18 protein-coding genes are annotated in these 26,062 nt (G+C 69.0%); 11 read left to right on the top strand and 7 right to left on the bottom strand.

What is annotated here, in order from left to right; translation table 11 throughout:
- Window positions 1–191: 191 nt before the first annotated feature.
- Both J8I34_RS10935 and J8I34_RS10930 read right to left on the bottom strand, forming a co-directional pair.
- Window positions 192–2,459 carry a xanthine dehydrogenase family protein molybdopterin-binding subunit gene (locus J8I34_RS10935; RefSeq protein ID WP_209806013.1) on the bottom strand — a complete coding sequence of 756 codons (2,268 nt, stop codon included), beginning with the start codon at window positions 2,457–2,459 and terminating at the stop codon, window positions 192–194.
- A 16-nt stretch (window positions 2,460–2,475) separates the two neighbouring features.
- Window positions 2,476–2,940 carry a (2Fe-2S)-binding protein gene (locus J8I34_RS10930; protein ID WP_209806012.1) on the bottom strand — a complete coding sequence of 155 codons (465 nt, stop codon included), beginning with the start codon at window positions 2,938–2,940 and terminating at the stop codon, window positions 2,476–2,478.
- Between the two features lie 431 nt (window positions 2,941–3,371).
- On the opposite strand from J8I34_RS10930, the gene J8I34_RS10925 reads away from it, so the two are divergent.
- On the top strand, window positions 3,372–4,436 hold the full coding sequence (locus tag J8I34_RS10925) for an acyltransferase family protein (protein ID WP_209806025.1): 1,065 nt from the start codon (window positions 3,372–3,374) through the stop codon (window positions 4,434–4,436).
- A gap of 9 nt (window positions 4,437–4,445) precedes the next feature.
- Here J8I34_RS10925 and J8I34_RS10920 read toward each other — a convergent pair whose 3' ends face one another.
- Together J8I34_RS10920 and J8I34_RS10915 are read right to left on the bottom strand one after the other, a co-directional pair.
- Window positions 4,446–5,333 (bottom strand): c-type cytochrome, encoded by an 888-nt coding sequence (locus tag J8I34_RS10920; protein WP_209806011.1) that lies wholly within the window; start codon window positions 5,331–5,333, stop codon window positions 4,446–4,448.
- Between the two features lie 105 nt (window positions 5,334–5,438).
- Complete coding sequence (locus J8I34_RS10915) at window positions 5,439–5,813, bottom strand: nuclear transport factor 2 family protein (protein ID WP_371748064.1); 375 nt, start codon at window positions 5,811–5,813, stop codon at window positions 5,439–5,441.
- Window positions 5,814–6,157: 344 nt separating this feature from the next.
- Here J8I34_RS10915 and J8I34_RS10910 point away from each other — a divergent pair, with 344 nt between their 5' ends.
- The 9 genes from J8I34_RS10910 to J8I34_RS10870 all read left to right on the top strand — a co-directional run bounded on the left by J8I34_RS10910 (window position 6,158) and on the right by J8I34_RS10870 (window position 21,485).
- Window positions 6,158–9,547 (top strand): diguanylate cyclase, encoded by a 3,390-nt coding sequence (locus J8I34_RS10910; RefSeq protein ID WP_209806009.1) that lies wholly within the window; start codon window positions 6,158–6,160, stop codon window positions 9,545–9,547.
- 35 nt (window positions 9,548–9,582) lie between these two features.
- Window positions 9,583–10,299: a histidine utilization transcriptional repressor HutC gene (gene hutC / locus J8I34_RS10905; RefSeq protein ID WP_209806008.1), complete on the top strand. Its 717-nt coding sequence runs from the start codon at window positions 9,583–9,585 to the stop codon at window positions 10,297–10,299.
- Between the two features lie 729 nt (window positions 10,300–11,028).
- Window positions 11,029–12,699: a urocanate hydratase gene (gene hutU, locus J8I34_RS10900; protein ID WP_029047961.1), complete on the top strand. Its 1,671-nt coding sequence runs from the start codon at window positions 11,029–11,031 to the stop codon at window positions 12,697–12,699.
- Between the two features lie 89 nt (window positions 12,700–12,788).
- Window positions 12,789–14,108, top strand: a complete 1,320-nt coding sequence (locus J8I34_RS10895; RefSeq protein WP_209806007.1) for an MFS transporter — start codon at window positions 12,789–12,791, stop codon at window positions 14,106–14,108.
- Window positions 14,105–15,064: a formimidoylglutamase gene (gene hutG, locus J8I34_RS10890; protein WP_209777654.1), complete on the top strand. Its 960-nt coding sequence runs from the start codon at window positions 14,105–14,107 to the stop codon at window positions 15,062–15,064. The genes J8I34_RS10895 and hutG overlap by 4 nt, the downstream gene beginning before the upstream one ends.
- A gap of 589 nt (window positions 15,065–15,653) precedes the next feature.
- Entirely contained in the window at window positions 15,654–16,967 is a 1,314-nt protein-coding gene (locus J8I34_RS10885) for a dicarboxylate/amino acid:cation symporter (RefSeq protein WP_029047958.1), read from the top strand.
- 191 nt (window positions 16,968–17,158) lie between these two features.
- Window positions 17,159–19,102 carry a sensor histidine kinase gene (locus J8I34_RS10880; RefSeq protein WP_209806006.1) on the top strand — a complete coding sequence of 648 codons (1,944 nt, stop codon included), beginning with the start codon at window positions 17,159–17,161 and terminating at the stop codon, window positions 19,100–19,102.
- Window positions 19,092–20,420, top strand: a complete 1,329-nt coding sequence (locus J8I34_RS10875; RefSeq protein WP_029047956.1) for a sigma-54-dependent transcriptional regulator — start codon at window positions 19,092–19,094, stop codon at window positions 20,418–20,420. The genes J8I34_RS10880 and J8I34_RS10875 overlap by 11 nt, the downstream gene beginning before the upstream one ends.
- A 468-nt stretch (window positions 20,421–20,888) precedes the next feature.
- On the top strand, window positions 20,889–21,485 hold the full coding sequence (locus J8I34_RS10870) for a helix-turn-helix domain-containing protein (RefSeq protein ID WP_029047955.1): 597 nt from the start codon (window positions 20,889–20,891) through the stop codon (window positions 21,483–21,485).
- A gap of 31 nt (window positions 21,486–21,516) precedes the next feature.
- On the opposite strand, the gene ocd is transcribed toward J8I34_RS10870, so the two are convergent.
- Window positions 21,517–22,602, bottom strand: coding sequence for an ornithine cyclodeaminase (gene ocd, locus J8I34_RS10865; protein ID WP_209806005.1), 1,086 nt, complete (start codon window positions 22,600–22,602; stop codon window positions 21,517–21,519).
- A gap of 32 nt (window positions 22,603–22,634) precedes the next feature.
- Window positions 22,635–23,513 carry a dimethylarginine dimethylaminohydrolase family protein gene (locus tag J8I34_RS10860; protein WP_209806004.1) on the bottom strand — a complete coding sequence of 293 codons (879 nt, stop codon included), beginning with the start codon at window positions 23,511–23,513 and terminating at the stop codon, window positions 22,635–22,637.
- 158 nt (window positions 23,514–23,671) lie between these two features.
- On the opposite strand from J8I34_RS10860, the gene J8I34_RS10855 reads away from it, so the two are divergent.
- On the top strand, window positions 23,672–24,091 hold the full coding sequence (locus J8I34_RS10855; RefSeq protein ID WP_029047952.1) for an Lrp/AsnC family transcriptional regulator: 420 nt from the start codon (window positions 23,672–23,674) through the stop codon (window positions 24,089–24,091).
- 101 nt (window positions 24,092–24,192) lie between these two features.
- On the opposite strand, the gene J8I34_RS10850 is transcribed toward J8I34_RS10855, so the two are convergent.
- Window positions 24,193–25,965: a chloride channel protein gene (locus J8I34_RS10850; protein ID WP_209806003.1), complete on the bottom strand. Its 1,773-nt coding sequence runs from the start codon at window positions 25,963–25,965 to the stop codon at window positions 24,193–24,195.
- Between the last annotated feature and the right edge of the window lie 97 nt (window positions 25,966–26,062).

Below are 26,062 nucleotides of genomic sequence, written 5' to 3'. Positions count from 1 at the left end.
CCCGGTGCTGCCGGGCGGCGGCCGGGCGGGCGCAGTGTCTCCACGTTCTACGCGGGCCGGCGCGCAAACGCAATAGGGTGCAGCCACCCTGGCGCAAACACTGGTGCGATGACAACAAGCGCACCCGCCAGCCGCATTCGGGGGATGCGCGGGCGCGGCGCCGGGTGCAGGGGCGCCGCGCCACGCCTGCGTCAGGCCAGCACGAACGGCAGCTGCCGCTGCCGCTTCCCGGTCAGCCGGAACAGCGCATTCGCCACCGCCGGCGCGATCGGCGGCACGCCCGGCTCGCCCAGGCCCGTGGGGTTGTCCTGCGATGGCACGAAGAACACGTCCACCACCGGCGCATCGGTGATACGGGGCGGCGGGAAGTCGGTGAAGTTGCTGTTCTTCACGGCGCCGTTCTCGATCTCGATGGCAAACCCCGGCTTCGTCATCGCCAGCCCGAACACGCAGCCGCCCTGGATCTGGGCTTCGGCCGACAGCGGGTTGACCACGCGGTTGGCATGCACGCCGGCGGTCACGCGGTGCACGCGCGGCTCGCCCTTCACCAGCGACACGTCGACCACATAGGCCACCACGCTGTTGAACGACTCGTGGACCGCCACGCCCCACGCGTGCCCCTTGGGCAGCTTGCGCTTGCCGTAGCCGGACTTGTCCACCGCCAGCTGCAGCGCGGCGCGATGGCGCGCGTGTTTCTTTTCGTCGAGGCGCGCCAGCCGGAACGCCACCGGGTCCTGCTTCGCGGCCGCGGCCATTTCGTCGGCCAGCGTTTCCTTGACGAAGGCGGTATGCGTGTTGCCGACCGAGCGCCACCACAGCACCGGCACGTCCACCTGCGGGTGATGCACCGACATCTGCAGCGGCAGGTCGTAATCGTTCTCGACGATGCCCTCGGTCATGGTCGCGTCGACGCCGTTCTTGACCATGAACGGTTCGAACGGCGTGCCCTTCAGGATCGATTGCCCGACCACGGTGTGCTGCCAGCCCACCACCTTTCCCTGCGCATCGAAGCCGATGCGCGCGCGGTGCAGGTGCAGCGGACGGTAGTAGCCGCCGCGGATATCGTCTTCGCGGCTCCACACCACCTTGAGCGGCTCGGCATGTCCGGCTGCCACCCAGGCCTTGAGCACATTGGCCGCTTCGACAAGGTAGTCGGAGGTCGGCACCGCGCGCCGGCCGAAGCCGCCGCCGGCCATCATGGTGTTGAGTACGACCTTGTCGGGCGACAGGGCCAGCGTGCGCGCGATCGCGGCCTGGTCGACGGTCTGGAACTGCGACCCCACCCACACCTTGACCGCCTGCAGCTTGCCGCCGGACACCTCGGGCTGCAGCGTGCAGTTGAGCGGCTCCATCGGCGCGTGCGCGAGGTACGGGAAGCGGAATTCCGCATCGATCTTGCGCGCGGCACCGTTGATGGCCGCATTGATATCGCCTTCGCCAGCGCGCGCCACCGTACCCGGCTGCGCGGCCAGCTTCGCATACTCATCGAACAACGCCTGCGACGACACTTTGGAGCCCGCGTCTTCCCACTGGATCTCCAGCGCGTCGCGGCCCATCTTGGCGGGCCAGTAGCCGCTGCCGACCACCGCCACGCCGGTGCCGCCGCGGTCCACGGGCACCTGCATCACGCCATGCACGCCCTGCACCGCGCGCGCCTTGTCGGCGTTGAACGACTTCACCTTGCCGCCGAAGCGCGGCGGGCGTGCGACCACGGCCACCACCATCTTGTCGAGCTTCGTGTCGATGCCGAACGGCGTGGTCGCCGCCAGCTTGCCGCGCGCGTCCAGCCGCTGCGTGGGCTTGCCGACGATGCGGAACTGCGCCGGGTCCTTCAGCGTGACCTGCTGCGGCACGGGCAGTTCCATCGCGGCCTGCGCCAGTTCGCCGAGGGTGGCGCGGTGGCTGCCTGAGGTGAGCACGCCCTGCTCGACCTTGATGCCGGCCGGGTCGACCTTCCACTTCTGCGCGGCCGCGCTTACCAGCATGGCGCGGGCGCGCGCGCCCAGCTCGCGGTACTGCTGGAACGAGTGATTCAGCGCGGTCGAGCCGCCGGTCATCTGCATGCCGAAGGCGGGATCCTTGTACGCGTCGCCCGCGGGGGCCAGCGTCGCGCGTACGTTGCGCCAGTCGGCGTCCAGTTCTTCCGCCAGCGCCATCGGCAGCGCCGTATGCACGCCCTGGCCGAATTCCAGCCGGTTCACTGCCACCGTGACGGTATTGTCCGGCGCGATGATCAGGAAAGCCTGCGGCGCCGACGGCGCCTTGGGCTTGCCCGCCTCCTGCGCCTGCGCCAGCGGCGCCACGCCCAGCGCCAGCCCGCCGCCGGCCAGGCCGGTGAGTTTCAGGAAACCGCGACGGCTCAGCGTGGCGATGCCGCCTTGCGCCGTGCCGCAGTTGTCGCCCTGGACGCCCTGGCCACCGTGGCCGCCGGCCAGTGCTTCAATGCCTCGGATTCGCATGATCGGTTCCTCCCGTTCAGGCCAGCGCGCGCGCGGCGTCCTTGATCGCCGCGCGGATGCGCTGGTACGTGCCGCAGCGGCACAGGTTGCCGGCCATGGCCTGGTCGATGTCGGCGTCGGTGGGGCGCGGCTTGCTGCGCAGCAGGCCGATCGCGCTCATCACCTGGCCGTTCTGGCAGTAGCCGCATTGGGCGACATCGTGCCTGACCCACGCGTCGAGCACGGCGCGGCCGACCTTGTCGGTGTCCACGCCTTCGATGGTGGTGATGCTGGCGCCCGCCGCTGCGGAAACCGGCGTCACGCAGCTGCGCGTGGCCTGGCCGTTGATATGCACGGTGCAGACACCGCACGCGGCCATGCCGCAGCCGAACTTGGTGCCGGTCATGTCGAGGTTGTCACGCAGCGCCCACAGCAGCGGCGTGGACGGATCCACGTCGACCGTGCGGGTCTTGCCGTTGACGTTGATGTTGAGGGTGGTCATGGGGGACACTCCTTGGGTACGTTGCCCACTGGTCATGGCGTGTGCCCGGGCCCGCGCGCCGTCCGCGCCGGCAAGGGCGGCGCATGGCGAACGCGTGAGGATGCGGGGGCACTGCCCGTGCGCGCAGCATGGCGCACGGGACAAGTGAGGATAGTGCAATTCCGGTCACCTTGCCGGAGGCATTGCGACCCGCATTGGGGCGAATGATGCGCCTACGCGCGCTACGACGGTTTTTGCACGAACTTTGTGCATACGGCCGTTGTCCCTCATGGATTCATCGCTTGCGGATTCCTGCCGCTGAAACAGTGCCGCCGACTATTCCAGAACGCCACCATCCGGTGACGGGTACGCCAGCACCGCCACGCGCCGCGCGGCCCGCTTCTAGTTCCCGCGCCGCCGACGCTCCCGCCACCTCCCGCACCTCCCCTGCCATTGCCCGGCTCGACAGCATCCAGGCGCTGCGCGGCCTGGCCGCGGCCTTCGTGGTCGTCTACCACTCGGGCCTCGCGCTGGGCGGGGCCGACGCCCCCGTGCTCGGCTGGCTGACCACCAATGTGATCAAGCGCGGCCATGTCGGCGTCGATGTGTTCTTCGTCATCAGCGGCTTCATCATTGCCTGGGTCGCGGTGCTGGCGCGGCCGCGGCCGGAGCGCCCGCTCAGCTTCCTGGTCCGCCGCGCGTTCCGGCTGGCGCCGCCGTACTGGGCCATGTCGGTGCTGCACGCACTGCTGCTCAACCCGGTGACGCCGGCGCTGTTCGCCGCGTCGCTGGCGTTCCTGCCCACCACCACCGCGCATGCGCCCTATTACGGCTATCCGGCGCTGTACGTGGGCTGGTCGCTCAACTATGAGATCGCGTTCTATGCCGCGTTCGCGCTCGGGCTGCTGCTGGCCGGGCGGCGCGCGCTGTGGGTGGTGCTGGCACTGTTCGCGCTCTCGACACTGGTGCTGCCGTGGTGGCGCTTCGGCACGCTGGTCGCCGATCCCGCACAGGGCTACGCGTTCGCGTCGCCGTGGCTGGCGATGGCGAGCAACCCGCTGGTGCTGGAATTCCTTCTCGGCTGCCTGCTGGCCTGGGCCTATGCGCGCTGGCGCCACCTGCTGACGCCGCCGGTCGCGCTGGCGATGCTGGCCACCGGCTGCGCGGCGTTCGCGCTGTCGCTGCCGCTGGTCGGCCCGGACTTCAGCCTGGCCGGCCGCGGCGTGCCGGCGGCGCTGCTGCTGGCGGGCGCGGTAGCGGCCGAGCATACCGGCATGCTGCGCGTGCCGCGCGCGCTGGTGTGGCTGGGCGAGCTGTCGTACGCGCTCTACCTGGTGCATCCCACGGTGATCGAAGGCGTCAAGCGGCTGATGCCCGAGCTGACGCCGGACCAGACCGGCCTGCAGCTGCTGCGCTTTGCCATCGACGCCGGGCTGGCGCTAGGCCTGGCGTTGCTGCTGCACCGCTGGGTGGAGCTGCCGGGCATCGCCGCGGGACGCCGGCTGGCAAGGCAATGAGGCGCGCTTTCAGCGCCGCGGCATATCCGCGAGGAAGAGGTACAGCGCCGTCAGCTCGGTATCGTTCATGCGCCCGAACGAGTCGAACGGCATCACGCTGCTGATCTGCGAGCCGTCGGGCCGCTTGCCGCTGCGCATCATCTCGATGAACGCCCCGGCCTGGCCATAGCGCGACATGGCGCCGCCCGAAACCGGGCGCAGGTCGGCGGCCGGCGGCCAGTCGGGCGGCGCGCCGGGAATCTTGCCGCCGCTGAAGTCGTGGCCATGGCAGCCCAGGCAGGCATTGGCGACATAGCCGCCATACTGCGCCGTGGGCGCCGGCGCCTGCGCCGGCTGCACCGGCAGGCTGTGGTCGATCTTGGAGGCCGCGTCCCGCACCATGCCCACGCCGTACAGCGCCCGCACCATCCATGGCAGGCTGACTTCGGCGGGCGCGCCCATGCCTGGCGGCAGGTTGCGCAGGTAGGCCACCAGCGCACTGAGGTCTTCATCGCTGAGGCGGTTGTAGTCCTCGCTCGGCATGATCAGCAGCGGCCGGCCCGACGGCGCCACGCCATGGCGAACGCTGCGTACCCAGTCCTCGGCGCGGTACGCGGCGATGGCGGGATTGGCGCGGGTCAGGTCGGGCGCGCGCACGCGCAGGCCGTTGGGATCGTCGAACACCTGCTTGCCGCCGGCGCCGGCGCCGTGGCACTCCATGCAGCCGCGCGATTCATAGAGGTACTTGCCGTGGGCGATGGCGGCTGGGTCGTCGCGCAGGGGCAGCGGCGCGACCTGCACCGCCACGATCCGCGACGCCTTGCGCTCGCCGACCCAGACCGCGGCATACGCCAACACCGCCACGGCGGCGGCCACGCCGGCCAGCCCCCACGCCGCCACTCGCAGAACACGCGCCATCTTCGCTCCCCTGTCCGCCGCACTGGATGCAGCAGGATGCGTCCAGCGGAGGGGGGGCTGTCGGTGGGCCAGGCCACACAGGCGCGCCTGGGACGCCCGGGGCGCTCAGGCCAGCCCGGCGGGGGCCCGGTCGATAAAGCCCGTCATGCGCGCCAGCCGGCCGTCGGCGGCAACGGTGGCGAAATCGGTGCCGACCACCAGCGCGGGCTCGCCCGCGGGCCCCAGCTCCCAGCTGAAGCGCAGGTTCGCGCCATGCGCGTCGACGGGGCTGACGCGGGTGAAGCGGAAACCAGGAAACCTGCCTTGGACCGCCGCGATCATGGCGTCGATGCCGGCATGGCCGTCGCCGCGCATCAGCGGATCGACATAGCTGGCCGATTCGGTCCACGCCAGCGCGATCAGTTCGCGGCGGCGCGCGGGATCGGTTTCGTTCCAGGCGGCGAGGTAGCGATCGGCGAGCGTGGCGGGATCGGCGGGCATGGTGGAAGCGGTGGACTGGGAAGACTCGACGGCAGCTGACATGGTGTTCTCCTGTGTGCTGGTTGGGGTTCCGGTCGGCCCGGCTGGCAGGCCATGGCTGCATGATGGATGCCGCGGCGGAGCGCCGCGATTACCCGCGAGGTCATCGCCGGCCTTCGCCCCACTCCCGTCCCGCCCCGCCGCCTACCAAAAAACTGGCGCGAACACCAGTGGCAACAACGCCCACGGCAGCCTGCTGTCCGGCTTTTGCTCAGGTGCCCATCCCCGTTACAGTTGCCGCTACGCTGGGCGGCAGTCCGTCCGGGCCCGACCGATTCGCACCGTCCTTTGCACCGCACCCGTCCATGACGCCAGATACGGCCCCGCCGAGCCACCAGGCCGCCACCGTCCATTCCGCCGCGCAGCGCCGCTGGCAGCCGCTGCTGCTGGCCGGTGCCGGCTATTTCGCCCTGGCGGCGGCGGGCCTGTGGCTGGCGCGGCTGCCGGGCAACGTGGCCGCGGTATGGCTGCCCAACGCCTTCGCGCTGGGGCTGCTGCTGCATCGCCCGCGTCGCGAGGCGCCGTGGCTGCTGGCCGGCATGCTGGGCGCGAACCTGCTGGCCAACCATGCCGCCGGCGACAGCACCGCCAGCGCGCTGATGCTGGCCGGCGCCAACCTGGCCGAGATCCTGTGCGCCACCGGCCTGCTGCGGCGGCTCGACCGGCACGCCGGGCTGCTCCGCCACGGGCCGCTGGCGTCGTTCGCGGTGATGCTGGCGGTCGCCGGCATCGTCGCGCCGGCGCTGGGCGCCAGCGCGGGTGCCGCGGCCATCGCGAGCCTGCACGGCACTGCCTTTGCGTCGGTGTGGTGGACCTGGTGGCAGGCCAGCGCGCTGGGCATGGCGCTGCTGCTGCCGATGATGCTGTCGATGACGCCCGGGCGCGTGCGCGCCGCCTTCGCGCGGCCAGTACTGGTGCCACAGGCCGGCCTGCTGGCGCTGTGCCTGGCGATCGGCGCGCTCGCGCAATGGCAGGGCAACGACCCGTTTGCCGCGATGTCGCTGCCGCTGGTGCTGGTGGCGCTTGCCGGCAACCCGTTCGCCACCGCGCTGCTGACGCTGGTGGCGACACTGTCGCTGCAGGCGCTGATGCTGGCCGGGCACCACCATGAAGCGGTGCCGCTGTCGGCCGCGGTGATCATGGTGTTCCCGGTCTGCATCGCCTACCTGACCGAACAGAACCGCCATGGCCGCGCCAGCCTGCGCAGCAGCGAGCAGCGCTTCCGGCAGGCCATGGAGCATTCGGCGATCGGCATGGCGCTGGTCGGCATGGACGGCCGCTGGGAGACCGTCAACCGCGCCATGACCGAGCTGCTGGGCTACAGCGCCGAGGAATTGCGCGCCATCACCTTCCAGCAGCTGACCCACCCCGACGACCTGACCGACGACCTGCGCCAGGCGGCGATGCTGGTGGACGGCAAGATCGAGTCCTACCGCATGGAGAAGCGCTACCGCCACAAGGACGGCCAGTACCGCTGGGCGCTGCTCGCGGTCTCGCTGGCGCGCGACGAGCGCACCGGCGCGCCGCAGCACTTTATCGCCCAGGTCGAAGACATCCATGCGCGCAAGCTGGCGCAGGAAGAACTGGAACGGCTGTCGCGCCGCATCCGGCTGGCGGTGGAGGCCGGCGGCGTCGGCATCTGGGAATGGGACTTCGCCAGCACCGTCATCACCTGGGATGCGCGCATGCATGCGCTGCACGGCACCGAGCCCGCACAGGGCGCGCCGCAGGCCGGGCAGTGGATCGCCATGCTGCACCCGGATGACGTCAGCCGCGTCAGTGCCGAGATGCGCCAGGCCATCCGCGGCGCCGCTCCGTTCGACACCGAATACCGTGTCCGGCGCCCCGACGGCGCGGTGCGCCATGTGCGCGCCATGGCCATGGTCACGCGCGGCGCCGACGGCATGGCGCATGCGCTGGTCGGCACCAACTGGGACATCACCGAGCAGCGCCGCCTGACCGAGGCACTGTTCGAAGAGAAGGAGCGCCTGCATATCACGCTGCGCTCGATCGGCGACGCGGTGATCTGTACCGACGCCAGCATGCACGTCACCTTCATGAACCCGATCGCCGAGCAATTGACCGGCTGGACCATGGGCAGCGCCAGCGGCTTGCCGCTGGAGCGGGTCTTCCGCATCGTCGACGAAGCCACCGGCGATCCGATCCCCAGCCCGGTCGAGTCCTGCCTGCGCACGCTGACGCCTGCCTACCTGCAGGACGGCGCGGTGTTGCAGAGCCTGACCGGCGAACGCCACGACGTGCAGGACTCCGCCGCGCCGGTGCTGACCGGCGCCGGCGAGGTGCTGGGCGCGGTGCTGGTGTTCCAGGACATCACCACCGCGCGCGCGCTGCAGCGCGAGCTGGCGCGCTCGGCCATGCATGACGCGCTCACCGGCCTGCCCAACCGCACCTGGTTCGAAAAGCGCCTGCGCGAGGCCTGCGACGCCGCGCGGCTGCATGGCCACCGCGCCGCGCTGTGCTTCATCGACCTGGACCGCTTCAAGATCGTCAACGACACCGCCGGCCATGGCGCCGGCGACGTGCTGCTGCGCGAACTGGGCTACCTGATCCGCAACCATGTGCGCCCCGACGACCTGCTGGCGCGGCTGGGCGGCGACGAGTTCGCGCTGCTGCTCAAGGACTGCACCGTGGACCAGGCCGAGCAGGTCTGCGAGGGTGTGATCGATGCCATCCGCGGTCGCCGCTTCCCATGGGAAGGCCGGGTCTATGACGTGGGCGCCAGCATCGGCATCGCCGCGATCGACCGTGACGTGCCGCCCGTCAGCGAACTGATGAGCCGCGCCGACGTCGCCTGCTACGCCGCCAAGGCCGCCGGCCGCAGCCGGGTCTCGGTCTACCGGCGCGACGAGAGCGACGCGCGCCGCCACCATCGCGAACTGGAAGTCGCCGCGGGCATCCACTCGGCGCTGGAAGCCAACCGCTTCCGCCTGTTCGCGCAGGAAATCCGCGCTCTGCAGCCCGCCGGCAAGGGAAGTGGTGAACATCGCCACATCGAAATCCTGGTGCGCATGGTCGACGAGAACGGGGAAATGATCCTGCCCGGCGCCTTCATTCCCGCCGCCGAACGCTACGACCTGATGGGCCACGTCGACCGCTGGGTCATCCACAATGTGCTGCACGGCTACGGCGAGCGGCTGCGTGCGGTGCCGGGGTTGTCGGTGTCGATCAACCTGTCGGCCAACTCGCTGGGCGAGCCGTTCCTGCTGCCCTTCCTGCATGCCGAGCTGGATGCCAGCGCGCTGCCCGCCAGCCGGATCCGGCTGGAGATCACCGAGACGGCGCTGATCAACAACATGGCGGCGGCCAACCTGCTGGTGACAGACATGCGGCGCGCGGGCTGCACCGTGTCGCTCGACGACTTCGGCTCGGGGCTTTCGTCGTTTGCGTACCTGAAGCAGTTTCCGGTCGATTTCCTGAAGATCGACGGCAGCTTTATCCGCCAGCTTGCCGACAACGCCGTGGACCGCGAGATCGTCAGCTCGATCAACGATATCGGCCACCGGCTTGGCGTGAAGACCGTGGCGGAATGGGTAGAGGACGAACGCACGCTCGACGCGCTGCGCGCGATCGGCGTCGACTATGCGCAGGGCTATGCGATCGGGCGGCCGACACCTCTCGATGCATTCCTGCAAACGTGCGGGCCGCGCGGCGTCGAACAACAGCAGGGGGCGTGATACATTCGGCGGCTGTCGCCACCCGGGGGAAACCGTTGCCGCTCGCATCCACGCCCGCGCCGCTCTATGCGCGCGTCAAGCAACACATCAGCAGCAGGATTGCTGACGGCAGCTGGCCGCCCCACCATCGGGTGCCCTCCGAGGCAGAACTGGTGGAAGCGCTGGGCGTCAGCCGCATGACCGTGCATCGGGCGCTGCGGGAGTTGACCGCGGAGGGGATGCTGGTGCGGCTGCAGGGGGTGGGGACGTTTGTGGCCGAGCCCAAGCTGCGGACGGCGCTGTATGCGGTCAACAATATTGCGAATGATATTGCTGCGCGGGGGCATCGGCATCATGCGCGTGTGGTCAGCGTGCAGGAGGAACGCGCCGGCGCGGCGCAGGCAGTTGCGCTGGATGTGCCGCTGGAACAGCGGGTGTTTCACTCCGTGATTGTTCATTACGAAGATGATGTGGCGATTCAGCTGGAGGATCGTTATGTCAATGCGTTGGTTGCGCCCGATTATCTTGAGCAGGATTTTTCGCGGGAAACGCCCTACCAATACCTGACGCGCGTCGCGCCGCTGACTGAAGGGGAGCACGTTGTGGAAGCCGTGCTGGCGCATCCCGAGGAATGCGCATTGCTGGACATCGACAAGGGCGAGCCGTGTTTGCTGATCCGGAGGCGGACATGGTCTGCAGGAAGGGTCGTGACGTCTGTCAGGCTGGTGCATCCGGGGTCGTTGCATCGGCTTGAGGGGCGGTTTACCTCATGATTTTTTTCGCCGCGGCTTGGCATCTGGCGGATATTTGATATGCCCGGTTCCGCCCTAAAGGGCGGGTAACTCTTTGTCCGAGCGACAAAGAGTCACCAGAAAGCGCGTTTACGGCCCTGCGGGCGGCCACTCTTATCGTAGTGTGCCGAGGCTTTTGTACGGGGCTTTGCTTCGTTGCATGACAGGACTGCCTGCCGCCGTGGTGCGCCACGGTGGCTGGGATTGGCGCGGTGGTTGAACGAGCCCAGAGCTGTGGGTGGCCCCTGCTACCAGCGGCAACGTAGGAACGCCTACGGCTGCGCTGCGCGCGGGCAGCATCTCAGGTCATGAACTCGGGCACAGCACGCGTCGCTGCTCGCTTGGCGCTATCGCCGGTGAATCCGCAAGCCTTTCCCTTGCCCGCTTGTTTGCTCCCCTCTCCCGCCTGCGGGAGAGGGGCCGGGGGTGAGGGCCAGAGCCCCCCCGAAGTAAAGAAGGCCAAATCGCCGTCCAGCCACCCATCCTTTTTGTCGCGCGGACAAATAGTGCCTTACCAGCTACGCCGACCATATATGCGAGCTTAGGCTCCCGGCAAGCGACCGCAACTCCACAGCCACAAAAACGATGTCAAAACTACGGGATAACCCCGATACATCCTTACCTGTATATACAAGATTATACATGCCTATGCGTCGCCCAAAAAGCGACACCCCCAAGGCAAAGCAAAGAGACACCGAAGGAGCCCGTCCCATGACCACCACCCGCTTCCGCGACACCGAAATCCGCGCCGCCCGCGGCACCAAGCTCACCGCCAAGAGCTGGCTGACCGAAGCCCCGCTGCGCATGCTGATGAACAACCTCGACCCCGAGGTCGCGGAGAATCCGAAGGAACTGGTGGTCTACGGCGGCATCGGGCGCGCCGCCCGCAACTGGGAATGCTATGACCGCATCGTCGAAGCCCTGACCCGCCTGGAAGACGACCAGACCCTGCTGGTCCAGTCCGGCAAGCCGGTCGGCGTGTTCCAGACCCACCGCGACGCCCCGCGCGTGCTGATCGCCAACTCCAACCTGGTCCCCCACTGGGCCAACTGGGAACACTTCAACGAACTCGACGCCAAGGGCCTGGCCATGTATGGCCAGATGACCGCCGGCAGCTGGATCTACATCGGCAGCCAGGGCATCGTGCAGGGCACGTATGAAACCTTCGTCGAAGCCGGGCGCCAGCATTACAACGGCAACCTGAAGGGCCGCTGGGTGCTGACCGCGGGCCTGGGCGGCATGGGCGGCGCGCAGCCGCTGGCCGCGACGCTGGCCGGCGCCTGCTCGCTCAACATCGAATGCCAGCAGAGCCGCATCGATTTCCGCCTGAAGACCCGCTATGTCGACGAGCAGGCCACCGACCTGGACGACGCGCTGGCCCGCATCGACCGCTACACCTCGCAAGGCAAGGCCATCTCGATCGCGCTGTGCGCCAACGCCGCCGAAGTGCTGCCCGAACTGGTGCGCCGCGGCGTGCGCCCCGACATGGTCACCGACCAGACCAGCGCGCACGACCCGCTCAATGGCTACCTGCCGGCAGGCTGGACCTGGGACGAGTACCGCGAGCGCGCGCAGCGCGAACCCGCCGTGGTGGTGAAGGCCGCCAAGGCGTCGATGGCCGCGCACGTGCAAGCCATGCTGGACTTCCAGAAGCTGGGCGTGCCGACCTTCGACTACGGCAACAACATCCGCCAGATGGCCAAGGAAGAAGGTGTGGCCAACGCCTTTGATTTCCCCGGCTTCGTGCCCGCCTATATCCGCCCGCTGTTCTGCCGCGGCATTGGCCCGTTCCGCTGGGCCGCGCTGTCGGGCGATCCGCAGGACATCTACAAGACCGACGCCAAGGTCAAGGAACTGATCCCCGATGACGAGCACCTGCACCGCTGGCTCGACATGGCGCGCGAGCGCATCAGCTTCCAGGGCCTGCCGGCGCGGATCTGCTGGGTCGGCCTGGGCCTGCGCGCCAAACTGGGCCTGGCGTTCAACGAGATGGTCCGCAGCGGTGAGTTGTCGGCGCCGGTCGTGATCGGCCGCGACCACCTGGACTCGGGTTCGGTCGCCAGCCCCAACCGCGAGACCGAGGCCATGCAGGACGGTTCGGACGCCGTGTCCGACTGGCCGCTGCTGAACGCACTGCTGAACACCGCCAGCGGCGCGACCTGGGTTTCGCTGCACCATGGCGGCGGCGTGGGCATGGGCTTTTCGCAGCATTCCGGCGTGGTGATCGTGTGCGATGGCACCGATGAAGCCGCCGCGCGCATCGCCCGCGTGCTGCACAACGACCCCGCCACCGGCGTGATGCGCCATGCCGACGCCGGCTACCAGATCGCCGTCGACTGCGCCCGCGAGCAGGGCCTGGACCTGCCGATGCTGCGCGACTGACCAACGCTCAAGAACCCAGCGTTTGCGCCCCTCTCCCACTGGCGTGGGAGAGGGGCGCAAGCCAACGCATTCCTGCAGGAGACAACCGCATGCCATCCGATATCACCGCGCCCGCCTACGATGGTGTAGCCGGCGCCCAGGCCGGCGCCCACACCCCAGCCCTGTCACGCACGCGCGCCATTGCCGCCATCACCATCGGCAATGGCCTCGAGTTCTACGATTTCGTGGTCTACAGCTTCTTTGCCACGCTGATCGGCCGGCTCTACTTCCCCGTCGACAACCCCACCGGCCAGCTGCTGATGTCGTTCGCCACCTTTGGCGTCGGCTTCCTGATGCGTCCGCTCGGCGGCCTGCTGATCGGCATGTACGCCGACCGCGCCGGCCGCAAGCCGGCGGTGGCGCTGACGCTGTGGCTGATGGGCCTGAGCTCGCTGATCTTCGTGGTCACGCCGCCGTACGCGCAGATCGGCATCCTCGCGCCGATCATGGTGGTGATCGCGCGGCTGGTGCAGGGCTTCGCCATCGGCGGCGAGATGGGCGCCTCCACCGCGCTGCTGCTGGAATACGCCGATGACCGCACGCGCGGCTTCTATACCGCGTGGCAGCCGTTCAGCCAGGGCCTGGCGGCGCTGCTGGGCGCGATCACCGGCCTGGTGCTGAGCAATGTGCTCGCGCCGGCCGACCTGGAAGCATGGGGCTGGCGCCTGGCCTTCCTGATCGGCATCCTGGTGATCCCCGTCGGCCTGCTGATCCGCCGCCGTCTGGAAGAGACCGCCGCTCCCGCGCGCCACGGCGAGCACGCCGCGCAGTGGCCGCTGCTGCGTGCGCACGCACGCGAGGTGCATGCCAGCATTCTGCTGATGATCGGCCTGGCGTCGTCCACCTACATCGTCGTCTACTACATCAGCAACTACGCCGTGAGCGTGCTGAAGATGCCGCTGTCGCTGAGCATCTGGGCCGCGTGCATCGCCGCGCTGGTGCAGGTGGCGCTGTCGCCGTTCGCCGGCTGGCTTGCCGACCGCATCGGCCGCAAGACCGTGGTGCTGTGGTCGCGCGTGGCGCTGCTGGTGATGATCTACCCGGCGTTCGTGCTGATCAATGCCGAGCCGTCGCTGGCGCGCCTGCTGCTGGTGGTAGGCTGCCTGTCGGTGCCGATGTCGATGACCGCGCCCGCGTCGATGGTGCTGGTCAGCGAGGTGCTGCCGCAGCGCCTGCGCGCCACCGGACTGTCCATCGCCTATTGCGTGGCGATCGCGATCTTCGGCGGCTTTGCGCAGTATTTCTCGACCCGGCTGATGCAGATCACCGGCGACGCCAACGCGCCGGCGCTGTACGTGATCGGCTGCGGCCTGGTCTCGCTGATCGGCCTGGCGATGGTGCCCGAAACCCTGGGACGCCGGCTGAAATGAGCGACCTGGCTGAACTCGCGCAGGCCAGCGACACGGTCTGGCGCGGCCGGCGCGATGCCGGCGAGGCCGGCGATACGCGCCGCCTGTTCGACATCGTCGGCGGCGCGGCCACGCCGCGCACACCCGGCGTGCCGGTGCTGCTGGGCTTCTGCTGCGATGCCGGCGTGCTGCGCAACCAGGGCCGCCCCGGCGCCGCCGGCGGCCCGCGCGAGATCCGCCGCGCGCTGGCGGGCGTGCCGGCGCACGGCATCGGCCGCCTGATCGACGGCGGCGACATCCATTGCGACGGCGATGCGCTGGAAGACGCGCAGCAGCGGCTGGGCCAGGCCGTCGCCGCCGAACTGGCGGTAGGCGCCTGGCCGCTGGTGATCGGTGGCGGCCACGAGGTGGCCTGGGGCACGTGGCAAGGCCTGCGCACGCACCTGGATGCGCACGGCGACCGCGGCCGCGTGCTGGTGGTCAACCTTGACGCGCACTTCGACCTGCGCGGCAGCCGGCCCGCCAGCTCGGGCACGCCCTTCGACCAGATCGCCATCGACTGCCAGCGGCGCAGCCTGCGCTTCGACTACGCTTGCCTGGGCGTAAGCCGGCTCGGCAATACGGCCGCGCTGTTCGGGCGCGCCAGCACGCTTGGGGTGCGCTATGTCGAGGATGTGGACCTGCAGGAGCGCCACCTTGACGCACGGCTGGCGGCGCTGGATGAATGGGTCGCGGAAGCCGACCATGTCTACCTGACGATCGACCTCGACGTGCTGCCCGCCGCAGTGATGCCCGGCGTCTCGGCACCGGCCGCCTACGGCGTGCCGTTGCCGGTGGTGGAGGCCATCGCCACGCGGCTGCGCGACAGCGGCAAGCTGCGCGTGGCGGATATCGCGGAATTCAATCCGCTGTATGACCGGGATGGGTGTGGGGCGCGGGTGGCGGCAAGGTTGTGCTACAGGCTGCTGGGTGGGTAACGGCAGGTGCGCCCAAGCCGCCCGAACTAGCCTAAGGCAAGGTGCACCCAAGCCGCCCGAACTAGCCTAAGCAAGGTGTTCTCCCTCTCCCGCAAGCGGGAGAGCAAGGGGAGCAAACCGGCGGCAATTCTCCCCCTCCCGCTTCTCCAGCCCCCTCAAAATCCCCGGGTTTACACCCACACCGCCATTCGGATTCCCGAACGCCACTCCCCACCGCCCGTCCGGATCCCCGAATAGTGCGCCGGCATCACTTCATTTTCTCCTTTTAATTCAACGGTTTGCATAGCCAGGGCGAGCCCCGTCGCCTGGCACGCCGCGTGCAATATAGGCCGCCGCTAACAGCGCCCAGACAGGTCGGCCGGCACGTTTCCCAACGCGCCGGCCCCGCCAAAAAACAAAGGAGGAAACACATGACTGACCCCGCCTTGCCCATCCCCCCTCTCGCCGCCCGGGCGACTCGCTGGCACCTGTTGCCGCGCTGAAAAAAAATCCGCATGGCCCGCGCGGCGCCCTCCAAAGCCGCTCGCCATTCCGACATACCGACGTCCGCCCCTGTTCGCGGGGACCGGACGCACAGGCCTGATCCACGATGAAACTGAATCGACTGCCCACCCTGATCTTCATTGCGATGCTGCTAGGCGTGCTGGTCGGCACCGCCGCGCACAACATGTCGCCGGACGCCGCCACCGCCAAATCGATTGCGGACCACCTGTCCATCCTGACTGATGTGTTCCTGCGGATGATCAAGATGATCATCGGCCCGCTGGTGTTCGCCACGCTGGTGGCCGGCATCGCCAGCATGGGCGACGGCCGCGCCGTCGGCCGCATCGGCATGAAGGCGATGATGTGGTTCATCGCCGCCTCGGTCACCTCGCTGCTGCTCGGGCTGGTGATGGCCAACGTGCTGCAGCCCGGCCACGGCATGAACCTCGCGCTGCCGGCGGCGGACGCTGCCTCGAACCTGAAGACCGGCGCGCTGAACCTGCGCGACTTCATCGCGCACATGTTCCCCAAGAGCTTCGTCGAGGCGATGGCGCACAACGAGATCCTGCAGATCGTGGTGTTCTCGCTGTTCTTCGGCTTCGCGCTGGGCACGGTCAAGGACGGCGTGGGCAAGCCGGTGCTGGAAGGCATCGAGGGCCTGGGCCACGTGATGCTGAAGGTCACCAACTACGTGATGGCGTTCGCGCCGGTGGGCGTGTTCGGCGCGATCGCGGCGGTGATCACCGCGCAGGGCCTGGGCGTGCTGGTGGTCTACGCCAAGCTGCTGGGCAGCCTGTACCTGGCGCTGGCGCTGCTGTGGGTGGCGCTGATCGCCGGCGGCTACTTCTTCCTGGGCCGTGACGTGTTCCGCCTGCTCAAGGGCATGCGCGCGCCACTGATGATCGGTTTCGCCACCGCCAGCAGCGAATCGGCCTACCCGAAGGTGATCGACCAGCTGACCCGCTTCGGCGTCAAGGAGCGCATCACCAACTTCGTGCTGCCGCTGGGCTACTCGTTCAACCTGGACGGCTCGATCATGTACACCTCGTTCGCCGCGCTGTTCGTGGCCCAGGTGTATGGCATCGAACTGTCGCTGAGCCAGCAGATCACCATGCTGCTGGTCCTGCTTGTCACCAGCAAGGGCATCGCCGGCGTGCCGCGCGCCTCGCTGGTGGTGGTCGCCGCCGTGCTGCCGATGTTCGGCCTGCCGGAGGCCGGCATCCTGCTGGTGCTGGGCATCGACCACGTACTCGACATGGGTCGCACCGTGACCAATGTGCTCGGCAATGCCATTGCCACCGCCGTCGTCGCCAAAAGCGAAGGCGCCATCGGCGCGCCGGTACTGTCCGACGAGGATGAACCCGTCGTCGCGGATACCACCACCGGCCTGGCATCGGTCCAGGCCATGGCCGGCAAGTAACACAGCCTGCCAGGCGTGCCAGGGCCCGGTTGCCGACAAGGCAACCGGGCCTTTTTGCATCCATGACACGGGCACGCTCGTGCCGGTGTGGTAAAAGTAGGCACCCGCGCCGCCCGGATCCCCGAAAAGACTGCCATGGATCACTGTCCCGCTGGCGCGGCCGCTTCGCCCTTGCCTGACCAGACTTCCTGATGACCGGCCCGCTCCACCCTCCCGGCGATACCCCGCACGCGCACGCCGCCACGCCTTCCACGCCCTCGCGCCTGCCCCACGGCCTGCGCGGCGCCGCGCCGCTGCTGGCGTTGCTGGCGCTGGCCGTGCTGATCGGGCTGGCCGGCGCGCTCGGCTACCGCTACAGCTACGACAACGCGCTGGCGCGCCAGGCCGAGCGCGGCCAGGTGCAGCTGCGCCTGTACACGCAGGCGCTGGAAAGCGAGCTGGCGCACTACGACTACGTGCCCGGCCTTTTGTCGCTGGACGAGCGCATATCCGGACTGCTGCTGCGCCCGGACGACCCCGCGCGCGTGGCCCGCGCCAACGAATACCTGACCTCGCTCAATGCCCGCGCCGGCACAAGGGTGGTCTATGTGCTGGACGCCCACGGCAAGGTGCTGGCCACCAGCAACTGGCAGCGCCCCGACAGCTACGTGGGCGAGGACCTCAGCTTCCGCCCCTACTTCCAGGCCGCGATGGAAGGCCAGCTCGGCCGCTTCTACGGGGTTGGCACGACGCGCAGCGAATCAGGCTACTACCTGTCGGCGCCGCTGGGCGAGCGCGACAACCCGGCCGGCGTGGCAGTCGTCAAGATCGGGCTGGAGCCGCTGGAAAACCGATGGCAGGGCGCCGACAGCCAGATGCTGCTGAGCGACGAGAACGGCGTGGTGATCCTCGCCTCCGACCCGTCGTGGAAGCTGGCCGCGCTGCGCCCGCTGTCGGACGAGGCGCGCCAGCGGCTGTCGCGCAGCCTGCAGTACAACCGCGCGCCGCTGCCGCAGCTGCCGCTGGTCTCGGTGCGCAAGCTTGCGAACGGAAACGGCGGCAGCAGCGACGAGCTGGTGCGCCTGCGCAGCGGGCCGCCGATGCTGGCGCAGCACGCCGCCCTGCCCGGCACCGACTGGCAGCTGACGCTGCTGACCAATACTTCGCAGGCGCGCGTGGCGGCGCTCAACAGCGCCGCGCTGGCGGGCGTGCTGACTGCCTTCGTGCTGCTGCTGGGCTCGGCCTGGAACGTGCGCCGGCGCATCGTCAACGAGCGGCTGGCCGCGCGCGCCGCGCTGGAAGCGGCCAACAGCGAACTGGAGCGCAAGGTGGCCGAGCGCACCGCCGACCTGTCCGCCGCCAACCACCGGCTGCAGGCCGAGGTGACCGAGCGCATCCGCGCCGAAACCGTGCTGCGCCAGGCGCAGGACGGCCTGCTGCAGGCCGGCAAGCTGGCCGCGGTGGGCCAGATGTCGACCGGCATCGCGCACGAGCTGAACCAGCCCCTGGCGGCGCTGCGCACGCTCTCCGGCAACACCGGCAAGTTCCTCGAGCGTGGCGACTATGGCACCGTGCGCACCAACCTCGACACCATCATCGGGCTGGTCGAGCGCATGGGCCGCATCACCGGCGCGCTCAAGTCGTTCGCGCGCAAGTCGGGCAACGGCCGCCGCCAGGCCCGGCTGGGCGAGGCGGTCGACAACGCGCTGTTCCTGCTGCAGACGCGCGTGGACGCCGTGCAGCCCGAACTGCAGCGCGACATCGACCCCGAGCTGGCCGTGGTCTGCGACCCCAACCGGCTCGAACAGGTGCTGGTCAACCTGCTCGGCAACGCGCTCGATGCGGTCATCGGCCGGCCCGCGCCGCGCATTGCGCTGCATGCGCGCGTGGCCGGCGGCATGGTCCACCTGACCGTGCGCGACAACGGCGCAGGCCTGTCCGAAGAAGCCTTTGCGCGGCTGTTCGAGCCGTTCTTCACCACCAAGCCCGCCGGGCAGGGGCTGGGGCTTGGCCTGACCCTGTCGGCCGGCATCCTCAACGAGAACGGCGGCAGCCTGTCCGCCGCCAACCACCCCGACGGCGGCGCCTCCTTCACGCTGGCGTTGCCGCTGGCGCCGCACGAGACGAGGGCACAGGATCCCAGACATGCCGGCTGAACTGACCGTACTGATCGTCGAGGACGATGCCGACGTGCGCCTGGGCTGCGAGCAGGCGCTGCGCCTGGAAGGGCTGGCCACGCGCGGCGTGGGCAGCGCCGAGGCGGCGCTGCGCGAGGCCGGCCCCGGCTACGCCGGCGTGGTGGTCAGCGACATCCGCCTGCCCGGCATGGACGGCATGGCGCTGCTGGCGCAGCTGCGCGAACGCGACCCCGCGCTGCCGGTGATCATGATCACCGGCCACGGCGACGTGGGCCTGGCGGTGCAGGCGATGAAGCAAGGCGCCTACGACTTCCTGGAAAAGCCGTTCTCGCCCGAGCAGCTGGTCGACGCCACCCGCCGCGCGCTGGAGCAGCGCCGGCTCGCGCTGGAAGTGTCAGAACTGCGCGAACGTCTCGCCGGACGCGAAAAACTCGAAACCCGCCTGATCGGCCATTCGCCCGCGGTCGAGCGCTTGCGCCGGCTGATCGCCGACCTCGCCGGCACCGACGCCAACGTGCTGATCCACGGCGAGACCGGCACCGGCAAGGAGCTGGTGGCACGCTGCCTGCACGAGGCCAGCCAGCGCCATGCGCGCCACTTCGTCGCCATCAATTGCGGCGGCCTGCCCGAGCAGCTGTTCGAAAGCGAGATCTTCGGCCATGAAGCGGGCTCGTTCACCGGCGCCGCGCGCCGCCGTATCGGCAAGATCGAGCACGCAGAAGGCGGCACGCTGTTCCTCGACGAGATCGAGAGCATGCCGATGCCGCTGCAGATCAAGCTGCTGCGCGTGCTGCAGGAGCGCGTGGTGGAGCGGCTCGGCTCGAACCAGCCGGTGCCGGTCAACGCGCGCGTGGTGGCGGCGACCAAGGCCGATCTGCGCGCGCTGTCCGATGCCGGCCAATTCCGCGCCGATTTGTACTACCGCCTGAACGTGATCACGCTCGAGCTGCCGCCGCTGCGCGAGCGACGCGAAGATGTGCCGGCATTGTTCGAGCATTTCGTCGCGCAGGCGGCGCTGCGCTTCGAGCGAGAGGCCATGCCCGCCAGCGCGGCCGAGCTGGCGGCGCTGGTTGCCTACCCCTGGCCGGGTAATGTGCGCGAGTTGCGCAACCTGGCCGAGCGGCACGTCCTGGGGCTGGGCTGCAACCCGGGCCAGGGCACTGCCGCCCCGGAAGCGCTCCCGCTGGCGCAGGCGGTCGAACAGTTCGAGCGCGCGCTGATCGCCGATGCCATGCGCAGGCACGACGGCAACCTCAGCCGCGCCAGCGAGGCACTTGGCGTGGCCAAGACCACGCTGTTCGACAAGGTGCGCAAGCACGGCCTGCAAGACCGGTAGCGCCGGTCCCGCATCCTGCATGCATCATGCCGTGACAGATGTGGTCTGGAGCGTCGGCTGAATTCAGCCGACGCAACAAAGATGACAGTAGCGCGGGGAACCACCCCGGGCAGCACGGTGTCTCCAGTTACTGACAGCGAGTTCCGCGGCCGGCCACGGTCTTCAGTGTGCGTTGAAAAACAAAAGTTCGATGAATTTGTAGTTTTTTCTTACTGATTACCTGACCTTTGCGGCATATTATGGGCTTCCGGCAAATCCGGACCCGGGCATGCAAAGCAATCAACTGCAGGCAGTCTGCGGGAAATGACAAAAGCGTCAAATCGACGATAAATAATCGTCCGGCCGGCGGGTGATCGGGCCAGGACACTGGGTCAGTCAACCATTGGCAGTGACAATACGCGGCGCAGGTGCCTTGGTACCGCGTGCGCCTTTCCGGCGCGGACTGCCTTCAGGACTACGGGTGATTGGATGAAACTGGATCCGGCACTGGCTGAAAAGCCTTACTACAGTACGCGTACAGCGGCAAAACTTCTCAATGTCTCGCTGGGCACTGTCCAGAAGATGGTAGAGCGTGGCGAGCTTGGCGCCTGGAAGACCAACGGCGGCCATCGGCGCATCCACAAGGAAACCGTGCATCGCCTGCTGGCGACGCGCATCGGGCCCGAAGCCGCGGCGCCCCATGGCCTCGACCTGGTGGTATTCCACCCCAACCACCAGGAAGCGCAGCGCATCCACGGCCAGCTGGGCAAGTGGGGGCTGCCGCTCAAGAGCGTGGTGGTCGACGATGTGCTCGACACCGTCATTACCTCGGTCAGCGCGCATCCGCGCGTGGTGCTGTACTACGTCGACGAGCTCAACGACGCCGAGTCGGCCACCGTCGAGAAACTGCAGAATTTCTTTGCCAGCCAGCACGTGATCTTTGCGGTCATCACCAATCGCCAGGCCTATGAAGGCGTGGCCGACGCGCTGCAGCACTGGGGCATCATGGTGTTCCTGAAGACGCCGTCGCTGGAAGAGGTGAAAGGCTTCCTGCGCGCCCAGCTGATGATGGGGCGCGCCGGCTGAGTCGGGCGCTCCGGCCCGGAGCGCGTCACGGTCAGGCCAGCGACGCCAGCCTCTGCGGTTCCAGCCCGGCGTCGCGGCCTTCGGCCCGCGACATCATCCAGCCATAGAGATTGCGCGGATCCGGCGGCATCGCCACCAGCTCCACCGCCCTGCCCGCGCGCCGGGCATGCGCGGCGGCATAGAGCCAGCGCAGCGCGGCGTAGTCTTCCAGCGCAAACCCCACCGAATCGAACACCGTCACTTCGTCGGCCGCGGCGCGGCCCGGCGCGGCGCCGGCCAGCACCTGCCAGAGCTCGGTCACGGGCGCATCGGCGGGCAGCTGCTGGATCTCGCCTTCGATGCGCGTCTGCGGTTCGTACTCCACCACGATGCGCGCCCGGCGCAGGATGTCGGCATGCAGCTCGGTCTTGCCGGGGCAATCGCCGCCGACCGCGTTCAGGTGCATGCCCGGGCGCACCTGCGCCGGCGTCAGGATGGTGGCGCGGGTCTTGTCTGCGGTCACGGTGGACACGATGTCGGCGCCGTCCAGCGCGGCCTGCACTGACTCCGCGGCACGGATCAACAGCCCCGGCACGCCGGCAAGGTTGCGCATCAGCCGTGCCGTGGCGGCGAGGTCGATGTCGTAGGCCGCGATCTCGCGCACGCCCAGCATGGCGTGGAACGCAAGCACCTGGAACTCGGCCTGCGCGCCATTGCCGATCAGCGCCATGGTGCGTGCACCCGGCCGCGCCATCGCCTGCGCGGCCAGCGCCGAGGTGGCGGCGGTGCGCAGCGCGGTGGCCAGCGTCAGGTCGGCCAGCATCAGCGGGAAGCCGGTTTCGACTTCGGCCAGCAGGCCGCACGCCATCACGGTCGGCATGCCATGCTGCGCATTGCGCGGATGGCCGTTGACGTACTTGAACGCGTACTGGATGCCGTCGCTCACCGGCATCAGTTCGATCACGCCGCGCGCGGAATGGCTGGCCAGGCGGGCGGACTTGTCAAAGGCATCCCAGCGCAGGAAGTCCTGCCGGACATGCTCTGCCATCTGCACGATGGCGGGCTGCACGCCGAGCGCGGCCACCAGCCGGGCCACGTCGTTGGCGTCGAGGAACAGCGACCGGGCGGTCTCTTTCATGATTGTCTCCCTGGCTGGCGATGGCGGATGCATCAGGCCGCGGCCGCGGCGATGCCGGGCCCGCTACTACGGTCGAGCCGCAGCGTCATGCAATAGGCGCCGCCGCCGGACAGCATGAATGGGGTCAGGTCGACCTCGTGCAACTGATAGCCGCGCCGGCCCAGTTCGGTGCGCAGGTGCGGCGTGGTGCGGGTCATCACCACCTGGTCGTCCAGGTTGACGGCGTTGACGCTGAAGTGGCTCAGGTCGTCGGCGCTGGCCTCGATGCGCAGGCGCGCCGGCAGCCGTGCGCGCAGTTCGCGCAGCGCCGCTTCGCTGAATGCCGGCGGGTAATAAAGGATCTCGCCGCCGGACAGCGGGCAGAAGCACACGTCGAGGTGGTAGCTCTGCTCGGTGGCCAGCTCCAGCGCCACCACTTCCTTGCCGAAGAAATCCGACACGGCGGTGGCCGCCTCGTGCGACGACCGCGGCCCGAAACCGGCCCAGAAATGACCACGGCCAGCATCCCAGATGCAGTCGCCAGCGCCCTCCTGGAAACAGCCTTCGGGCAGCAGCGCCACTTCATCGAGCAGGCCGCGCTCGCGCAGCGCGCCGAAGATTTGCGCGAACGGCGCTTCTTCGCCGCGGCGCTGCGGGTAACGGAAGCGGGCCAGCAGTGCGCGGCCGTCGAGCACCACGGCGGCATTTGCCGGGAAAACCATGTCGGGCAGGCCGGGGGCGCCCGCGGCCACTTCCACCGTGAGGCCGGTCCGGCCCAGCGCCGCGCGCAGCGCTTCGAAGGACTGCATGGCGTTGCGGTGCATGCCGCGCGGATCGCGCGCCCAGGCGGCGGGATCCATCCACGGATTGATGCTGTACGACACGTCGTAGAAGGTCGGCTCGACAAGCAGGATCGTGGGGGTGTGGATCACGGCGGCTCCTTTTCTTTGGGGTTCTGGAAAGAATTCAGTCGATTGCATTCTGGTGCAGGCTGGTGTTAACTAATAGCCAGCAAGTTGTGCAATTTGCGCCTTGCTTCGCGCAAAATGCCAGGCTTCATTGGCAAATCGACAGAACGGCCTTCAAACCCATGGACGCTACCGATCAACAGCTGCTCTCCCTGCTGCGCGACAACGCGCGCACGCCGGTCACCGCGCTGGCGCAGGCGCTGCGCGTGTCGCGCGCGACTGTGCAGAACCGCATCGACAAGCTGGAAAAGGAAGGGCTGATCGTCGGCTACACCGTGCGCCTGCGGCCCGAGGCCGAGGCGCACAGGATCCGGGCGTGGATGACGATCGCGGTGGAGGGAAACAAGGCGCGCACGGTGCTGCAGGCGCTCAGGGGTGAGCCCAACGTGCAGGCGCTGCATACGACCAACGGGCGCTGGGACATCATTGCGGAACTGCGCGCGGATACGCTGGAGGCATTTGACCGGACGCTGGACCGGATACGGTTGATCGACGGGATCAGTGCTACGGAGACGAGTATTTTGTTGTCGACTTACAAGTAGCGACACCGGATACCGCCGGTTTTGCTCCCTCTCCCACTGCGGGAGAGGGAGCGTTGGCCTGGGTCGCAGCTAGCTCGACCGCTCCCTGCAGGCCGACGTCTTCAGCCCGCCGCCCGACCCCGCAGCCGCTCGCGCCGCGCTTCCTCATGGTGTACCTGCGAACTCGCACGCAGCAGGTCGCGCAATGACACGATGCCCGCCAGCCGCATGCTGTCCGCGCTCTCCACCACCGGCAGCCGCGCCACGCTGAGCGCCGCCATGCTGCCTGCCGCCGCGCGCGCGGTCTGCTCCGGCAGCAGCACCTGCGCCGGCGCGCTCAGCAGGTCGCGGCAGCGCAGGCCGGGCGACACCTCGCCGGCGGCCGCGCCGCGGATGGCGGCGCGTTCCAGCATCCCCAGCACGCGCCCGTCCGCCACCACCGGATAGGCGCGATGCGCGGCGTGCTCGCCGAAATAGCGCGCCATGGCATCGGCCACCGGCAAGTCGGCGTCGATCGTCACCACCTCATGCGTCATCAGCTCGCCCACATGGGCGCGCTCGAGCGGGTCGACGCCGTATTCGCGGTAGATATGCAGGCCGCGCCGGGCGATCTTCTCCGTCATGATCGACCGCTTCATGGTCAGCACCGAGAAGCCGTACGCGACCGCCGTCGTCAGCAGCAACGGCAGCAGCGCCTGCGTGTCATGCGTCAGCCCGAAGGCGAACACGATCGCGGTCAGCGGTGCGCCCAGCACGCTGCCGAGCACGCCGGCCATGCACACCAGCGCCCACAGCTCGGGCGAACCGCCCGGCAGCCACGGCGCCAGCACCGTGCCAAGCCCGGCGCCGATCATCAGCAGCGGGGCCAGCACGCCGCCCGACGTGCCGGAACCCAGCGCAGCGATCCAGATCACTGCCTTGACCGCAAGCAGGCCCAGCGCAATGCCGATGGCAATGCGGTGGTTGAGCAGGTCACCGATCACGTCATAGCCCACGCCCAGCGCGCGCGGCTCGAAATACCCGCCGATGCCGACCACCAGCCCGCCGATCGCCGGCCACCACATCCAGTGCAGCGGCAGGCGCGAGAACGCATCTTCGGTGCGGTACAGCGCCAGCGTCAGCCCCGCGCCCAGCGCGCCGCACAACAGTCCGGCGATCACGCACGAGGCCAGCGCGGGCGTGCCAGCGGCCGCGGTCTGCATTGGGAACAGCGGGCCTGCCTCGAAGAGCAGCGGCCGCAGGAAGCCCGCCACCGCGCAGGCCAGCGCCACGGGCAGCAGGCTGCGCGGGCGCAGCTCGAACAGCAGCAGCTCCACCGCCAGCAGCACCGCCGCCACCGGCGTGCCGAAGATCGCCGTCATGCCCGCGCACGCCCCGGCCACCAGCAGCGCCTTGCGCTCGCCGGCGCTCAGGTGCAGGTACTGCGCCAGCAGCGACGCCAGCGAGCCGCCGGTCATGATGATCGGCCCCTCGGCGCCGAACGGCCCCCCGCTGCCGATCACGATGCCCGACGACAGCGGCTTGAGCACCGCCACCCGCGCCGACATCTTGCTCTTGCCGAACAGCACCGCCTCGATCGCCTCGGGGATGCCGTGGCCGCGGATCTTGTCGCTGCCGTAGCGCGCCATCAGCCCCACCACCAGGCCGCCGACCACCGGCACCGCGATGACCCACACGCCCAGCGCATGGTCCGCCGGCGAGCGCTCGGCCAGCGACAGCGTCTGGTAGAAGAACAGGTTGGTGAAGAAGCGGATCAGGTTGACCAGCACGCTGGCCGCGACGGTGCTGAGCGCGCCGATGCCGAGCGCGATCGCCGACAGCATCAGCAGGCGGCGGTTGACCGCGTAGTCGCGCTTCTCGACGGGCGCGGGGGTGGGTGACGCAGGGAACGACATGGGGGCGACTCCTGATCGCTCTTCTCGATGCTCTTCGGATTGCTCTGGTGCGGTGCATCACGCCCCAACACGGGGATGCGCTGCACCAAAGGCGGCC

It is taken from the genome of Cupriavidus phytohabitans (assembly GCF_017815025.1).
In the GTDB taxonomy this organism is placed as follows: domain Bacteria; phylum Pseudomonadota; class Gammaproteobacteria; order Burkholderiales; family Burkholderiaceae; genus Cupriavidus.
This window is presented reverse-complemented; position numbering and strand designations above follow the sequence as displayed.

What these genes read in the sequence shown, in the direction of transcription:
- ocd (WP_209806005.1), bottom strand. Translation starts at nt 22,602, where the DNA reads ATGAAAGAGACCGCCCGGTCGCTGTTCCTCGACGCCAACGACGTGGCC.
- hutG (WP_209777654.1), top strand. Translation starts at nt 14,105, where the DNA reads ATGAGCGACCTGGCTGAACTCGCGCAGGCCAGCGACACGGTCTGGCGC.
- J8I34_RS10935 (WP_209806013.1), bottom strand. Translation starts at nt 2,459, where the DNA reads ATGCGAATCCGAGGCATTGAAGCACTGGCCGGCGGCCACGGTGGCCAG.
- J8I34_RS10870 (WP_029047955.1), top strand. Translation starts at nt 20,889, where the DNA reads ATGAAACTGGATCCGGCACTGGCTGAAAAGCCTTACTACAGTACGCGT.
- J8I34_RS10850 (WP_209806003.1), bottom strand. Translation starts at nt 25,965, where the DNA reads ATGTCGTTCCCTGCGTCACCCACCCCCGCGCCCGTCGAGAAGCGCGAC.
- J8I34_RS10880 (WP_209806006.1), top strand. Translation starts at nt 17,159, where the DNA reads ATGACCGGCCCGCTCCACCCTCCCGGCGATACCCCGCACGCGCACGCC.
- J8I34_RS10885 (WP_029047958.1), top strand. Translation starts at nt 15,654, where the DNA reads ATGAAACTGAATCGACTGCCCACCCTGATCTTCATTGCGATGCTGCTA.
- J8I34_RS10855 (WP_029047952.1), top strand. Translation starts at nt 23,672, where the DNA reads ATGGACGCTACCGATCAACAGCTGCTCTCCCTGCTGCGCGACAACGCG.
- J8I34_RS10930 (WP_209806012.1), bottom strand. Translation starts at nt 2,940, where the DNA reads ATGACCACCCTCAACATCAACGTCAACGGCAAGACCCGCACGGTCGAC.
- J8I34_RS10910 (WP_209806009.1), top strand. Translation starts at nt 6,158, where the DNA reads ATGACGCCAGATACGGCCCCGCCGAGCCACCAGGCCGCCACCGTCCAT.
- J8I34_RS10915 (WP_371748064.1), bottom strand. Translation starts at nt 5,813, where the DNA reads ATGCCCGCCGATCCCGCCACGCTCGCCGATCGCTACCTCGCCGCCTGG.
- J8I34_RS10920 (WP_209806011.1), bottom strand. Translation starts at nt 5,333, where the DNA reads ATGGCGCGTGTTCTGCGAGTGGCGGCGTGGGGGCTGGCCGGCGTGGCC.
- hutU (WP_029047961.1), top strand. Translation starts at nt 11,029, where the DNA reads ATGACCACCACCCGCTTCCGCGACACCGAAATCCGCGCCGCCCGCGGC.
- J8I34_RS10895 (WP_209806007.1), top strand. Translation starts at nt 12,789, where the DNA reads ATGCCATCCGATATCACCGCGCCCGCCTACGATGGTGTAGCCGGCGCC.
- J8I34_RS10875 (WP_029047956.1), top strand. Translation starts at nt 19,092, where the DNA reads ATGCCGGCTGAACTGACCGTACTGATCGTCGAGGACGATGCCGACGTG.